Source organism: Cellulomonas olei, assembly GCF_039548315.1.
Lineage (GTDB): Bacteria > Actinomycetota > Actinomycetes > Actinomycetales > Cellulomonadaceae > Cellulomonas.
Genome location: NZ_JBCLVN010000081.1, coordinates 1 through 14000, shown reverse-complemented (window position 1 = coordinate 14000; position 14000 = coordinate 1). Strand labels below are relative to the sequence as shown.

At 75.2% G+C, this 14000-nt stretch carries 11 protein-coding genes; 2 read left to right on the top strand and 9 right to left on the bottom strand.

The genetic code is table 11. The features are described from left to right. The 9 genes from AAHH18_RS17520 to AAHH18_RS17480 form a co-directional block, all read right to left on the bottom strand. On the bottom strand, positions 1 to 977 hold a 977-nt coding region (locus tag AAHH18_RS17520), incomplete at its 3' end, for a HAMP domain-containing protein (protein ID WP_343302495.1). Between the two features lie 174 nt (positions 978 to 1151). Next, on the bottom strand, positions 1152 to 2183 hold the full coding sequence (locus AAHH18_RS17515) for a hypothetical protein (protein WP_343302494.1): 1032 nt from the start codon (positions 2181 to 2183) through the stop codon (positions 1152 to 1154). Beyond that, a complete protein-coding gene (locus AAHH18_RS17510; protein ID WP_459349170.1) occupies positions 2180 to 2785 on the bottom strand; it encodes a SigE family RNA polymerase sigma factor in 606 nt (201 codons plus the stop codon). Before AAHH18_RS17510 ends, AAHH18_RS17515 begins: the two co-directional genes overlap by 4 nt. 44 nt (positions 2786 to 2829) lie before the next feature. After that, on the bottom strand, positions 2830 to 4098 hold the full coding sequence (locus AAHH18_RS17505) for a deoxyguanosinetriphosphate triphosphohydrolase (protein ID WP_283319930.1): 1269 nt from the start codon (positions 4096 to 4098) through the stop codon (positions 2830 to 2832). 113 nt (positions 4099 to 4211) lie between these two features. Then, positions 4212 to 5060: an AAC(3) family N-acetyltransferase gene (locus AAHH18_RS17500; protein WP_343302493.1), complete on the bottom strand. Its 849-nt coding sequence runs from the start codon at positions 5058 to 5060 to the stop codon at positions 4212 to 4214. After that, the gene (locus tag AAHH18_RS17495; protein WP_343302492.1) at positions 5057 to 6946 is read right to left on the bottom strand and encodes a glycoside hydrolase family 13 protein; all 1890 of its coding nucleotides are present in this window, start codon (positions 6944 to 6946) and stop codon (positions 5057 to 5059) included. Before AAHH18_RS17495 ends, AAHH18_RS17500 begins: the two co-directional genes overlap by 4 nt. Before the next feature lie 2 nt (positions 6947 to 6948). After that, positions 6949 to 7878, bottom strand: coding sequence for a sugar ABC transporter permease (locus AAHH18_RS17490; RefSeq protein ID WP_343302491.1), 930 nt, complete (start codon positions 7876 to 7878; stop codon positions 6949 to 6951). A gap of 1 nt (position 7879) precedes the next feature. Further along, complete coding sequence (locus AAHH18_RS17485) at positions 7880 to 9529, bottom strand: ABC transporter permease subunit (RefSeq protein ID WP_283319926.1); 1650 nt, start codon at positions 9527 to 9529, stop codon at positions 7880 to 7882. A 73-nt stretch (positions 9530 to 9602) separates the two neighbouring features. Continuing rightward, positions 9603 to 10850, bottom strand: a complete 1248-nt coding sequence (locus AAHH18_RS17480; RefSeq protein ID WP_343302490.1) for a sugar ABC transporter substrate-binding protein — start codon at positions 10848 to 10850, stop codon at positions 9603 to 9605. A 208-nt stretch (positions 10851 to 11058) separates the two neighbouring features. Between AAHH18_RS17480 and AAHH18_RS17475 the strand changes: the two genes are divergently transcribed. Both AAHH18_RS17475 and AAHH18_RS17470 read left to right on the top strand, forming a co-directional pair. Then, on the top strand, positions 11059 to 12108 hold the full coding sequence (locus AAHH18_RS17475) for a LacI family DNA-binding transcriptional regulator (protein WP_343302489.1): 1050 nt from the start codon (positions 11059 to 11061) through the stop codon (positions 12106 to 12108). 106 nt (positions 12109 to 12214) lie between these two features. Further along, positions 12215 to 13963, top strand: a complete 1749-nt coding sequence (locus AAHH18_RS17470; protein WP_459349169.1) for a glycoside hydrolase family 13 protein — start codon at positions 12215 to 12217, stop codon at positions 13961 to 13963. Positions 13964 to 14000 lie beyond the last annotated feature (37 nt).

Here is a 14000-nt window from a genome sequence, read left to right as displayed (position 1 = left end):
CCCGCCTGCGCGGACGTCTCGTCGGCGCCCGCGGAGACCTGGCTGGACGCCGCCGAGAGCTCCTCCGCCGCCGCGGCGACCGCCTGCGCCGAGTCGCGCACCCCGCCGACCGTCGCCCGCAGCGCGACCTGAGCCTCGCCGAGCGCGCGCGCCATGTCGCCGATCTCGTCCTGCGACGACACGTCCGCGGGCACCGTCAGGTCGCCGTCCGCCATGGCCACCAGCGAGGTGCGCACCGCCGCGGCAGCCGCGCGGATCCGCCGGGCGATCAGCACCGCCACCGCGATCGCCGCCACGGCGCCGACACCCAGCCCGATCCACGTCACGACGATGGCCTGCGCGGTCCGGGCCGCCACGTCGTCGGCCTCGCTCGCGATCGTCGCCGCGATCTCGTCCTGCACGGTCGAGACGCTCTCGACGAGCGCCGTGCCCTTGGCACCGGCACCGCCGTCGCGCAGCTCGGCGAACCCGGCGTGGTCGTCCGCCTCGGCCAGCGGCATCAGCTCGGTCTCCAGCATCTGCCGGTACTCGACCCACGCGGTGGTGTACTCGTCCCAGCCGGCGGGCACGGTCCCGAAGGAGGTCCGGTACGCCTGCTCCAGGTCGTCCGCCGCCGCCTCGACCGCGCCGTACCCGTCCTCGATCTTCTGGATCTCGCCGTCCTTCGACCCCGCCGGGTACGTCGCGACCATGCCGGTGAGCATGCGGACGTTCCACAGGGCGGCCTGGAACCGCGACAGCGCGCCGTTGACGGTCGCGTCCGCCGTCGACATCGCGCTGGTCATCGACCGGATCTGCGACATCTGCGCCACGGCGAAGCCGCCGACCGCCAGCGAGAACACGACGGCGACGGCCGCGACGCCGATGATCTGCGTGGCGAGCGGCAGCCGGCGGCCGGCGAGCGCGCGGCGGCCCGGGGACGGGTCGGACGGGGAGGACGGGGACGTCGGGGCAGCGGCCCGGGTCTCAGCAGTCACGGTGCGGCTCCAGAGGCTCGGCCCTCCCCCTGCGACCCGCGGCGCGGGCCCCTCTCGGGCTCACCCTCCCTGATCGGGCGGGCGGCCTCACCCGTGAGGATCACGCGACCGCCGCGGACGGGTGAAACTCGGCGGTTCACCCGCGGTGCCGCGCCTCGCCGCGGTACGGCCGCGTCAGCAGGTCTCCCAGCTCTCGCCGCACCCCGCCATCTCCAGCGTCGGCTCCACCGGCGTGTCCTCGGCCGAGTGCTGCTCGAGGTACACCGCGTCGCCGACCTGGAGCGGGAGGCCCGTGGCGGGGTCGACCACCAGCCGCTCGGTGCCGCCCGTCGACGGGCGGTACTCGACGACCGTGCCCGGGCGGCCGCGGTCGTCCGTGCCGTCCGCCACCGTCGCGCCGGGCAGGCCGCCGGCCACCCCGACCGCCGCCCGGAGCAGGTCCGTGGGCAGGATGCCGCCGTCACGCAGCAGGTCCTGGACCATGCCGAACACCTTGTCGTCGTCGCTGCCCTCTCCCCCGCGGTCGGGCTCGACGGAGTCCCGCAGCACCTGCCCGAGCGCGCCGGCGTCCGTCGGCAGCAGCGCCGGGTCGCGCAGCATGTCGACCCAGACGCCGTCGATCCGGAACCGCCCGACCACGTTCGTCGGCCCCATCGCGGCCGGCGCCGTCAGGTCGCCGTCCGACACGATGAGTCCGGGCAGCTCGCGGCTGCGCCACGTCTCGGTGCGCTCGGTGCCGCCGTCCGCCGCCGGGCTCTCCATGAGCACGTACCAGTACGGCGCCGCCCCCTGCGCGGTGCCGGACCCGGGCTCGATCGTCCCGGCCCCGTCCGTGCCGGCCGCGTCGGTGGCGGCCGGACCGGACGCCGCCTCCCGCGCCGCGGCCTCGGCGGCCCGACGTGCCGCCTCGGCCTCCGCCTCGAGCGACGCGCCGTCCGTCGGCGCCACCGTCGCGGTGCGGCCGAGCGAGCCGGTGCCCGCGGGGCCGACGTCGGAGGCACCGCCTCCCGGCCCCCCGGCCCACGCCTGCGCCGCGACCACGCCCGTCACCGCGACCAGCGCGAGCGCCCCGGCACCGGCGGCCCGGCCGCGGGCGCGGCGCCGCCGGGCCCGCGGGATCACCGCGTCCAGGTCGACGGCGGACGGGGGCGCGGCGGCCAGCGCGCGCTCGCGCAGCTCGCGGGCGAACTCCTCGTCGGTGGTCATCGCGCGCTCCTCACGTCGGTGGGGCCGGCCTCGCCCAGGGTCACGCGCAGCCGCGCGAGCGCCCGGGAGGCCGTGGACTTCACGGTGCCGACGGACACGCCCAGGTCGTCGGCCACCTCGGACTCGGACAGCCCCTCCAGGTGCCGGAGGACGACGACGCGGCGCTGCCGGGTGCTCAGCGTCGCGAGCGCCCGGACCAGCCGGTCCCGCTCGGCCAGCCGCTCGTCGCTGCCCGGCACCTCCCCGTGCGGCAGGTCGCCCGGCTCCACGAGCACCTCGCGCCGCCGGCGCCGCCACCCGTCGATCCGGAGGTTCGCCAGCACGCGCCGCGCGTAGGCCAGCGGGTCGCGCTCCCGCGCCCGGCCCCACGCCAGGTAGGTACGCACGAGCGCCTGCTGCACGAGCTCGTCCGCCTGGTGCACGTCGCCGCACAGGAGCCACGCGGTCCGGGCGAGCGCCGGCGCGGCGTCGGCCATGAACGCCGCGAACTCCGCGTCGCGCTCTCCGCGCTCCCCGGCACCGGCCCGCACCACGGGCAGCACCAGGGTCACCGGGTCCGGCGCCCCGCTGTCCTCGTCGGGGAGGGTCGTCGTCGCTGTCACACCAGGTACACGCACGACGGGCCCCGGAGGTTGCGTCCGCCGCGTCAGTACCGCGGGGGCGGCGCGAGGCGCGCGTGCCAGGCCGCGGCGGACACGTCGGTGAGCGAGGCGACCTGGTCGACGACGACGCGGAGCCGGGCGGCGTCGTCGGGGGCCGCCTTCCAGTCCGCGGCGAACGGGGGCTCGAGCGCGAGCGGCGCGCGCTCGGACAGCACGTGCACCAGGTCCGCGAGGATCTCCCGCTGCCGCTGGTACAGCGGCTCGAGCTCGCGCGGCGCCATCACGTAGGTCACGGCGAGGCCCTTGAGCACCAGGATCTCGGCCGTCGTCGTGTCGGGGACGATGAGGTCCGCGGCGTAGCGGGTCAGCGGGCCCGGCCCGTAGACCTCCCGCGTCGCGAGCTGGGCGGCGCGCGCGAAGCGCCCGATGAGCTGGCTCGTGGTGTCCTTGAGCGCCGCGAGCGCGCCGCGGGAGCCGTCGAACCCGGGGCGCCACAGGTCGGCGGCGACCAGCCGGTCCATCGCGGCCTCCAGGCCGGCGGCGTCGATCGCGTCGCCGTACCAGGTGCGGACGGACTCGGCGACGCGGGCGCGCTCGTCCGGGACGGTGAGCACCGCGAGGTCGAACCGCCCGCCGACCACGGCGTCCTCGACGTCGTGCACGGAGTAGGAGATGTCGTCCGCGAGGTCCATGACCTGCGCCTCGAGGCACTTGCGCTGCTCGGGTGCGCCGTCGCGCAGCCACGTGAACACCGGCAGGTCGTCCGCGTAGACGCCGAACTTGTGCGTGGGGCGGCCGGTCGCCGACAGCGGGCCCTCCCCCAGGCCCCACGGGTACTTCACCGAGGCGTCGAGGCTCGCGCGCGTGAGGTTGAGCCCCACCGCGACGCCGTCCGCCACGACCTTCGGCTCGAGCCGGGTCAGCAGCCGCAGCGTCTGGGCGTTGCCCTCGAACCCGCCGATGTCGCGCGCCAGGTGCGCGAGCGCCCGCTCGCCGTTGTGCCCGAACGGCGGGTGCCCGAGGTCGTGCGCGAGGCACGCGGTGTCGACGACGTCCGGGTCGCACCCGAGCGTCTTGCCGATCTCGCGCCCGACCTGCGCGACCTCCAGGGTGTGCGTCAGGCGGGTCCGCACGAAGTCGTCGGTCGAGGGGCCGAGGACCTGCGTCTTCGCGCCGAGCCGGCGCAGCGCCGAGGAGTGCACCAGGCGGGCGCGGTCGCGCTCGAACGGCGTGCGGGACCGCGACTTGGGCGCCTCGGCGACCCACCGCTCCCGGTCGGCGTCCACGTAGCCGTCGGGCTGGTCAGGGGTCACGGGCCCAGCCTATCGAGCGGCCGCGAGAGGCCGGGCCCCGGGCGGGCGGCGCCCCGCGCGGGCGGCGGCGCGGGCGGGCGGCACCCCGGGCGGGCGGCGTCCCGGCGGGCGCGTCAGCCTCGCCCGGCACCCGGTCCCACGCCGTCGGCCCCGCCCGCACGCGCCGGCCGGGTGCGCGCGAACCAGGCGGCCGCGTGGGCGACGAGCGCCCGCTGGTCCATGAGCCTCGCCGTGGCCCGGCCGACGGCACCGGTGCGCTCGCCCCCGGCCGCCGCGAAGTCCCGCCCGGCCGCGACGAAGTCGCTGTCGTCCACCACGGGCTCGGTGAACGGCACCCACACCCGGCGGCCCCGCTCGAGCAGCGGGGCCGCGTTCGGGACGCGGGCGGTCGCCGTGCCGGAGCGCGCCTCCGCGAGGTGCAGCGAGGTGTTCTTGTCGTGGTCCACCCCGAGCAGCAGCACCTGGCCGTCGCGCCGGTGGACGGCCTGCAGCGGCGACCCCTCCCCGACCGGGTCGTCCAGGTCGTGGCGCGCGACGACCTCGGCGGCCAGCGGCCCGCGCGCGGCGAACGACCGGTGCGGGTGCCCGGACCGCAGCGTGCCGGGCCGGGTGCGCACGGCCTCCGCGACGGCGCCCATCGACCGGCTCGGCGTGGTCCGCGGGTCGTACGGCGGCAGCGCCGCACGGACCGCCTCCCAGGCGGCGCGCGGCACGCCCGGGTCCGCCAGGTACGCCGGGTCGCAGAGCTGCCAGCTCTGGGTCGGCACCACGAGCGTGCCGTCCGGTCCGAGCGCGGTCTCGAGCGCGAGCGCCACCGCCTCGGCGCCCCCGACGACCCGCCCGAGCGAGGACAGGCTGACGTGCGCCAGCAGCACGCCCCCGGGCCGGACCCCGAGCGCCCGCAGGTCGTCGACCAGCCGCTCGGGCGTGACGACGGGGCCGGCGCCCGGGTCCGGGGTCACGCCAGCCGCCAGACCTGCACGCCCGGACCGTCGCCGGGCAGGTGCAGCCCGTCGGCGTCGACGCGCAGGTCGGCGCCGCCGTAGAGGTTCTCCGCGCCGGACGCGAGGCGCCCGGGCAGGGTCGCCCCGCGCCAGGGCGCACGCGCCGCGAGCACCAGCACCCGCTCGTCCGCGGTCTCCCGCAGGTACGCGACGGCGTCGTCCTCGACGACGGCCCAGCGCAGGCCGCCCTCGCGCAGCGCGCGGCTGGACCGGCGCAGGGCGATGAGGCGCCGGTAGACGTCGAACGTCGCGGCGTCCCACCGGGGACCACGGCCGGGGTCGCGGCCCTCGATGGCGTCCCAGGGCATGGGCACGCGGGCGTTCTCGCCGTTCCAGCCGGTCAGCCCGCCCTCGTCGCCCGCGAACAGCGCCGGGGTCCCCGGGTAGGTGAACAGCAGCCCCGCAGCGACCTCGACCAGCTCGCTGCTGCCGACCACCGTCCGCAGCCGCGGCGTGTCGTGCGAGCCGAGCATGTTCCACTGCGAGCGCGTCACCCGCCACGGCACGGTGGAGTCGAACTCCCGCATCGTCGCGACCGCGGACGGCCCGGTGCGGCGCGGGATCGTCGTCGGGATGCCGAGGAAGTCGAGCGTGGTGGCCGGGTCCACCAGCCACGTCCACACCGGCTTGGTGAACGCCCCGTAGTTCATGTTGGCGTGCCAGCCGGCGCCCGTGAGGTCGCCGCCGGCGTCGTGGAAGTGCTCGCTGACCAGCACCGCGTCGGGGTTGGCGGCCGCCATCGTGGCGCGCACGGCCCGGGCGACGGCGTGCGCGAAGTCGTCCCCGCCGAACCGGCCGGTCATGTTCGCGACGTCGATGCGCCAGCCGTCGAGGGCGTACGGCTCGGCCAGCCACCGGGCGATCACGGAGTCCGGGCCGTCCACCAGGCGGCGGGCCAGCTCGCGGGACCGGTAGGACAGCTTGGGCAGCGACGGCACGTCGAGCCAGGCCGCGTACCCGCGCTCCGAGTCGTCCCAGTAGTAGAACTCCCGCTCCGGGGCCCCGGGGTCTGCGCAGGCCCGCCGGAACCACTCGTGGGCGTCGCCGGTGTGGTTCGTCGTGAGGTCGCCGACCAGCCGCATCCCCCGGCCGTGCAGCGCCCTGCTCAGCGAGGCCAGCGCCTCGTCGCCGCCCAGCAGCGGGTCCACGTGCCCGAACGTCGACGCGTCGTACCGGTGGTTCGACCGGGACGGGAACACGGGCGTCAGGTACACGGTGTCGACGCCGAGCCGCTGCAGGTGGTCGAGGCGCTGCTCGACGCCCAGCAGGTCGCCGCCGTAGAGCTGCACCGGCGTGACCGGGCCGCGACCGACCGGCTCCTCGTCCCACGCCGCGGGCACGGCCCAGTCGGGCAGCGCCCGCTCGGTCCCGGACCGCGCGAACCGGTCCGGGAAGATCTGGTAGACCACCGCGTCCGACACCCACGCGGGCGCGCCGGGGTGCACGGTCAGCCGGAAGTCGCCCGCGTCGGTGACGTCCCGGTCGAACGCCCCCCGCCCGGTCAGCCAGCGGTAGCCCCCGGGCTCGTCGAGCAGCCAGCGGTACGACGTGACCGGGTTGTGCACCGGCACCTCGGCGACGTACCAGCGCTCGCCGCCCTCCTCGCGGTCGAGGCGCGCGGGCACGATGTGCGGCTCGGCGTCCCGGACGGTGCGCACCCACACGCCGCGCTCGGGCGTGCCGGCGGGCACCCGCAGCCGCACCGGGACGACGTCGCCCAGCGCCGGGACCTCCTGCGGGGCGAACAGCTCGCTGCCGTCGTGGTGCGGGACGTCCAGCAGGTGGCCCGCCGGCCGGGCGTCGCGGCGACGGGCCGGCGACGGGACGGTGGTCGTGGTGGCCATGCTCATCCCTTCACGGAGCCGGCGGTGAGGCCGGACACGATGTAGCGCTGGAGGAACTGGAACAGCAGGATCACGGGCACGGCGGCCAGCACGGCCCCCGCGGCGAACACGCCCCAGTACTCCGAGAACCGCTGGCTGACGTACTGGTAGAGGCCGACCGCCAGCGTCTGCTTGTCCGGGTCGACGAGCACGATCGACGCGATGAGGAAGTCGGAGAACGTGCCGACGAACGACAGCAGGCCGACCACCGCGAGGATCGGCGCGACGAGCCGCAGGATGATCGTGAAGAACGTCTGCGCGTGGCTCGCGCCGTCCAGGGTCGCGGCCTCGTCCAGCTCGCGCGGGACCGTGTTGAAGAACCCGTACATGAGGTACGTGTTCACCCCGAGCGCCCCGCCCAGGTAGACGAGGATCAGGCCGAGCCGGCTGCCCAGGCCGATGGCGGGGAACAGGTCCCGCAGCATGACCATGAGCAGGAAGATCGCCACGTACGCCAGCAGCTGCGGGAACATCTGGATCAGCAGCAGCGACAGCAGCCCGCCGCGGCGCCCCCGGAACCGGAACCGCGAGAACGCGTACGCCGCGCACGCCCCGAGGAACACGGTGCCGACCGCCGTGACGCCCGCGATGACGAGGGTGTTGACGAACCACTTCGCGTACGGGTGGACGGGGTCGGTGAACAGGTCGACGTAGTTGTCGACCGCCACCGTGCCGAACAGCCGGTTCGACCCGGTGAGCGACCCGCTGGGGTTCAGCGACGACGAGACGATGTAGAGGATCGGGAAGATCGCGAACACGAGCGCCACGAGGGCGACGACGTGCCGCCAGCCGACCTCGCGCCACCAGCGGCGCGGGGACAGGCGCCGGGGCGCGTCGGGGGCGGTGCGGGAGCCGCGGGAGCCGCGGACGGCGGTGGTCTGGTCGGTGGCCATGTCAGCCCAGCTCCTCGAGCGCGCGGGTCTTGCGGAAGCTGATCGCGGAGATGGTCGCGACGATCAGGAAGATGAGGATCGAGATCGCGCAGGCCAGGCCGTACTGCCGGTTCACGCCGCCGAACGCGATCTTGTAGACGAAGGTGATGAGGATGTCGCTCGCCCCGACGTCCACCGGCGCGGACAGGTCCTGCGGCCCGCCCTCGGTGGTCAGGTAGACGACGTTGAAGTTGTTGAAGTTGAAGGCGAAGCTCGAGATGAGCAGCGGCGCGGTGGACACCAGCAGCAGCGGCATCGTCAGCGACCGGAACATCCGCCACGGCTTCGCGCCGTCGAGCCGGCCGGCCTCGTAGACCTCCTGCGGGATGGACTGCAGCGCCCCGGTGCAGATGAGGAACATGTACGGGAAGCCGAGCCACAGGTTGACGGTCAGCACCGCGACCTTGGCCAGCACCGGGTCCGTCAGCCACGGGATCTCCGCGCCGCCGAGCAGCGTCTGGTTCACGAACCCGAAGTCCCGGTTGAGCATGCCGCGCCACACCAGGGCGGACAGGAACGCCGGGAACGCGTACGGCAGGATCAGCAGCGACCGGTAGACCGTCCGCCCCCGCACCCGCCAGTCGTTGAGGGTGATGGCGAGGAACAGCCCGAGGCCGAAGGTCAGGACGACCGAGCCGATCGCGAACCCGAACGTCCACAGCAGAACGCCGACGAACGGGCCGCGCAGCGAGGCGTCGCCCAGCACGCGGGTGAAGTTGTCGAGCCCGACGAACACCCGCCAGCCGGTGCCCAGCGCGGTGCCGTCGTCCGCGACGAAGGACCCCTCGGTCTCGTCGGCCGTGTACACGGTGCCGGTCGTCGTGTCCGTGATCGTCCCGGCGGCCTCGTCGTAGACCATCGTGGAGGCGTACACGTAGCCGGCCGACCCGTCGGTGGTGCGCAGGCTGCCGTCGTTCGGGTCGTCCGACAGCGGCACCCGCATGGCGAAGACGTCGGACTGCCGCGCCACGACCTGCGCGAAGTCGAGCACGTCGTAGCCGTCGAGCGCGACCACCCGGCCGCCCTCGACGTCGGCGCCCTCGGCCGGCTCGAGCGGCTGCTCGGCCGCGCCGACCAGCGGGTCCCCCTCGGGGTCGACGACCGCGAAGGCCAGCTCGTCGCCGCGCGTGACGACGGACAGGGCGTAGGTGGGCGAGTCCGGGACGCGGGCCTCGTCCTGCACGAGGATCGCCTCGACGGCGTCCTCGCGGGTCGAGTTGTGGCCGTCGCCGTAGTTCGTGAACGCCGTCCAGCCCGTGTACGCCACGACGAACACCTGGTAGACGAGCAGGAACACCAGGCCGGGCACCAGGTACTTGCCGGGGACGGCGCGCCGCGAGAAGTAGACGAGGTTGACGACGAGCAGCGCCGCGACCAGGAACGCCAGGACGCCCCACTGCTGCTGGGCGGCCGACGCGAGGACGCCGTAGACGCCCAGCGCGTCGACCAGGCCCACGAGCACGAGCTTGACCACGAAGCCGGCCGAGAACGTCTGGGCGCCGATCCAGGTCCGCGGGCCCCGGGGCCCGTCCGGGCCGGCGGGGCCGTGGGACGGTCCGCGGGTCGTCCGGGAACGGGGGGACGCCGCGGGGGGCGTCGTCGTGCGGCTCATGCTCTCTCCACGCTGAGGGGGTCCGACGAGGGGGTGCCGGGCGGGCGGCGCACCGCCCGCCCGGCGGGGCCGGTCAGGCCGCGGCGATCTTGGAGGCGATGGACGCGCACATCTGCGTCCACAGCTCGCCCGGGTCGCCCTGCTGGTTGACGATCGCCACCTGCGTGGCGCCCCAGTCGGACCAGACGGAGTCCATCGCCGGGATGGACGGCATCGGCACGCCGTTCCTACCGACCTCGGCGAAGCCCGCGACGACCGGGTCGTCGGCGATCTGGTCGACCGCCGCGCTGAGCGCCGGGGCGCGGCCGCCGGCCTCGTAGAGCGCGAGCTGGACGTCCTGCGTGCCGAGGTAGTTCACGACGAACTCGTTGGCGAGCAGCGCGTTCTCGCTCTTGGCCGAGATGAAGAAGCCCTGCACGCCGACGAACGGCTGCGACTCCTGGCCGCCGGCCGACGGGATCGGCTCGATGGACACGTCCATGCCGGCGTCCACGAAGTCGCCGACGTTCCACGGGCCGGTGATCATGTACGGCGCCTGGCCGGCCAGGAACGCCTCCTTGGCGATGTCGCCGGAGACCGTCGTCTTGAGCACGCCCTCGGCGCCGAGCTTGCCGACGTACGCCGCGAACGCCCGGCCCTGCTCGGTGTCCATCGCGAGCTGCGAGCCGTCGTACGCGCCGGAGTCGTCCGTGGCGAACACGGGAGCGCCGAACGAGGTCTGCAGCGGGTACAGGTGGTACGGGTCGCCGGTGGTCTCGTCCTGCTGGATGAGGACCGAGTGCTCCGTGCCGACGGCCTTGGCCTGCTCGACCAGGGCGTCGAACGTGTCCGGCGTCGGCTCGCTCACCAGCGCGTTGTTGCGCACCAGGCCGATGTTCTCCACCGAGTACGGCAGGCCGTACAGCGTGCCCTCGTAGCTCATCGCGTCGATGGCGACGTCGAGGAAGTCACCGGCCTTGTCCCCCAGCTCGATCGGGGCGACGACGCCGTTCTGCACGAGCTTCCCGAGCCAGTCGTGCGCGCCGACGATGATGTCCGGGCCCTGGCCGGTCGGCACCTGCGAGATGAAGTCGTCGCGGATGTCGCCGAAGTCCTTCTGGACGAACTTCACGGTCACGCCGGTGTCGGCCTCGAAGGTCTGCGCGACCTCCTTGACCGGACCGGACCGGGTGTCGTCGACCCAGACGGTGAGGGTGCCGGCGGACTCGGCCGGCTGGGTGGACTCGTCGCCGCTGGCGGGCTCGTCGCCGCCGCCCGAGCAGCCGGCGAGCACCAGGGACAGGCCCAGGGCGGTCGCCAGCACGGGGATGCTCCGTCGCATCGTCGTCTCCGTATCGCAGGAAGGTTGCCGGGCGGGCAGCTGCGCCGGCCACGGCTTGACGGGGCTGGACGCTAACGCTGATCCGAGTCGCTCCGCAAGGCCTTGCAGCAAGTTTCAGAACGTGCGTACAGTGACGACCGCCCGCTCCGAGGACGGCGCCGGCCCGGGCTCAGCCCTGCACGTGAACGACCCAGGACGAGGAGGCCCGGTGTCCCTTACGCTCGCCACCGTGCGCACCCGCCTGACGGACCTCGCCGACCAGGCGGGGGTCTCCACCGCGACGGTCTCGCGCGTCCTCAACGGGAAGCCCGGGGTCTCGACGCAGGCGCGGGAGGCGGTCCTGGCCGCCCTCGACGTCCTCGGCTACGAGCGCCCCGAGAAGCTGCGGACCCGGTCCAGCGGCCTCGTCGGCCTGGTCGTCCCCGAGCTGTCCAACCCGGTGTTCCCGGCCATGGCGCAGGCCGTCGAGTCGATGCTCACGCGGCGCGGGTACACCCCCCTGCTCTGCACGCAGTCACCGGGCGGCACCACGGAGGACCACTACGTCGAGATCCTCCTGGACCACGACGTGGCCGGCATCGTGTTCGTCTCCGGCCTGCACGCGGACACCACGGCCTCGACCGAGCGCTACCACGCGCTGCGGGGCCGCGGCCTGCCCATCGTGCTGGTCAACGGGCGCGCCGCCGACGTGGACGCCCCCGCCGTCGCCACCGACGACGCGGTGGCCGTCGAGCAGGCCTTCACCCACCTGCTCGCGCTCGGGCACCGCTCCATCGGCCTGGCCACCGGACCCACCCGGTTCGTCCCGGCGCGACGCAAGCACGCGCGGTTCGCCGAGCTGCTGCGCGACCGGCTCGGGGTCGACGACCCCGCCGGCCACGTCGTCGCCACGCTGTTCACCGTCGAGGGCGGCGTCCAGGCGGCGCACGAGCTGCTCGACTCCGGGCACACCGCGATCATCTGCGGCTCGGACCTCATGGCCCTGGGCGCCATCCGCGCCGCGCGGTCCCGGGGTCTGGACGTGCCCGGGGACGTGTCGGTGGTCGGCTACGACGACTCCCCCCTCATCGGGTTCACCGACCCGCCGCTCACGACCGTGCGCCAGCCGGTGCAGACCATGGCCCAGGCCGCCGTCCAGGCGCTCATGAGCGAGATCGCCGGCACGCCCGCCCCGCGGGCCGAGCTGCTCATCCACCCCGAGCTGATCGTCCGGGGATCCACCGGTGCCGCGCCGCGCGAGCCCGGCGCGAGCGCCTGACCGTCCGACCCGACCGCCCCGCCGCGCGGCCGGCGCGCCCGCGCCGACCCGCACCCCGTCCCCGCACCCCGTTCCCGCACCCGCCCGCGACCCCGAAGGCCCCGCCGTGACCGCTGTCCTCCCCCAGGCCCTGACCGCCCCCGCCGTGGTCCACCACCCCGACGCCGCCGACGGCCCCTGGTGGCGCGACGCCGTGATCTACCAGGTGTACCCCCGCTCGTTCGCCGACGGGAACGGCGACGGCATCGGCGACCTGCCCGGCATCACCGCGCGCCTCGACCACCTGGCCACCCTCGGCGTCGACGCCGTGTGGCTGTCGCCGTTCTACCGCTCCCCGCAGGCGGACGCCGGCTACGACGTCGCCGACTACCGGGACGTCGACCCGCTGTTCGGCACGCTCGCCGACTTCGACGCGCTGCTCGCCCGCGCGCACGACCTCGGGCTGCGCGTCGTCGTCGACCTGGTGCCGAACCACACCTCCGACGAGCACGCCTGGTTCGCCGAGGCGCTGCGCACGCCCCCCGGGTCGCCCGAGCGCGCGCGCTACCTGTTCCGCGACGGGCGCGGCGCCGACGGCTCGCTGCCGCCGAACAACTGGGACTCCATCTTCGGCGGCCCCGCCTGGACCCGGCTCACCCCCGAGCGGCACGGCGTCGACGACGGCCAGTGGTACCTGCACCTGTTCGACTCCAAGCAGCCGGACCTGGACTGGACGAACCCCGAGGTCCGCGCCGAGTTCGAGGACGTGCTGCGGTTCTGGCTGGACCGCGGGGTCGACGGGTTCCGCGTCGACGTCGCGCACGGCATGGTCAAGGCCGACGGCCTGCCCGACTGGGACGGGCACGTGTCGATGATCGAGGGCAGCGACGACGGCGACGCCGCCGACGCCGTCAGCGGCTCCGGCAACCAGGGCCCCATGTTCGACCAGGACGGCGTGCACGAGATCTACCGGGCCTGGCGGCGGGTCCTCGACGAGTACGACGGCGACCGGATGCTCGTCGCCGAGGCCTGGGTCGAGCCGCTGTCCCGCCTGGCCCGGTACGTGCGGCCCGACGAGATGCACCAGGCGTTCAACTTCGCGTTCCTCGCGACGGGCTGGGACGCGCCGGCGCTGCGACGGGTCATCGCGGCGTCCTACGCGGTGAACGACTCGGTCGGCGCCCCCACCACGTGGGTGCTGTCCAACCACGACGTCGTGCGGCACCACTCCCGCCTCGGCCTGCCGGACCCCACCTCGCGGCCCAACGGGATCGGCGCCGCGGACCAGCAGCCGGACGAGGAGCTCGGCCTGCGGCGCGGCCGGGCGGCGACCCTGCTGCTGCTCGGGCTGCCCGGCTCGGCCTACCTGTACCAGGGCGAGGAGCTCGGCCTGCCCGAGCACACCGCGCTCGACGACGCACTGCGGCAGGACCCGGCGTACGTCCGGACGGGCGGCGCCGAGCTCGGCCGGGACGGCTGCCGCGTGCCGCTGCCCTGGGCCGCGCACGAGCCCGGGTTCGGGTACTCGGCCAGCGGCGACACCTGGCTGCCGCAGCCGGCGTCGTGGGCGGCGTACGCGGCGGACGCCCAGGACGGCGTCCCGGGCTCCACGCTCGAGCTCTACCGGGCGGCGCTGCGGCTGCGTCGCGCGGAGGGCCTCGGGACGGGCGGGGCGGCGTGGGAGCCGGCGTACGACGGCCAGGACCACGTGATCGCGGTGCGCAACGGGGACGTGCTCGTCGTCGCGAACCTCGGCCCGGCCCCGGTGCCCCTGCCGGACGGCGCCGAGGTGCTGCTCGCCTCGGGCCTGCCGGGCGACGCCCCGGTCGGCCCGGAGCTGCCCGCGGACACGACCGCCTGGCTCCGCGCCCGCTGACGCGTCCTCGCGCGCCCGCGCGCTGCCCGCCCGCGCG

Excerpts from the sequence above, each read along its gene's own strand:
- AAHH18_RS17495 (WP_343302492.1), bottom strand. The coding sequence starts at position 6,946 with ATGGCCACCACGACCACCGTCCCGTCGCCGGCCCGTCGCCGCGACGCC.
- AAHH18_RS17480 (WP_343302490.1), bottom strand. The coding sequence starts at position 10,850 with ATGCGACGGAGCATCCCCGTGCTGGCGACCGCCCTGGGCCTGTCCCTG.
- AAHH18_RS17490 (WP_343302491.1), bottom strand. The coding sequence starts at position 7,878 with ATGGCCACCGACCAGACCACCGCCGTCCGCGGCTCCCGCGGCTCCCGC.
- AAHH18_RS17515 (WP_343302494.1), bottom strand. The coding sequence starts at position 2,183 with ATGACCACCGACGAGGAGTTCGCCCGCGAGCTGCGCGAGCGCGCGCTG.
- AAHH18_RS17485 (WP_283319926.1), bottom strand. The coding sequence starts at position 9,529 with ATGAGCCGCACGACGACGCCCCCCGCGGCGTCCCCCCGTTCCCGGACG.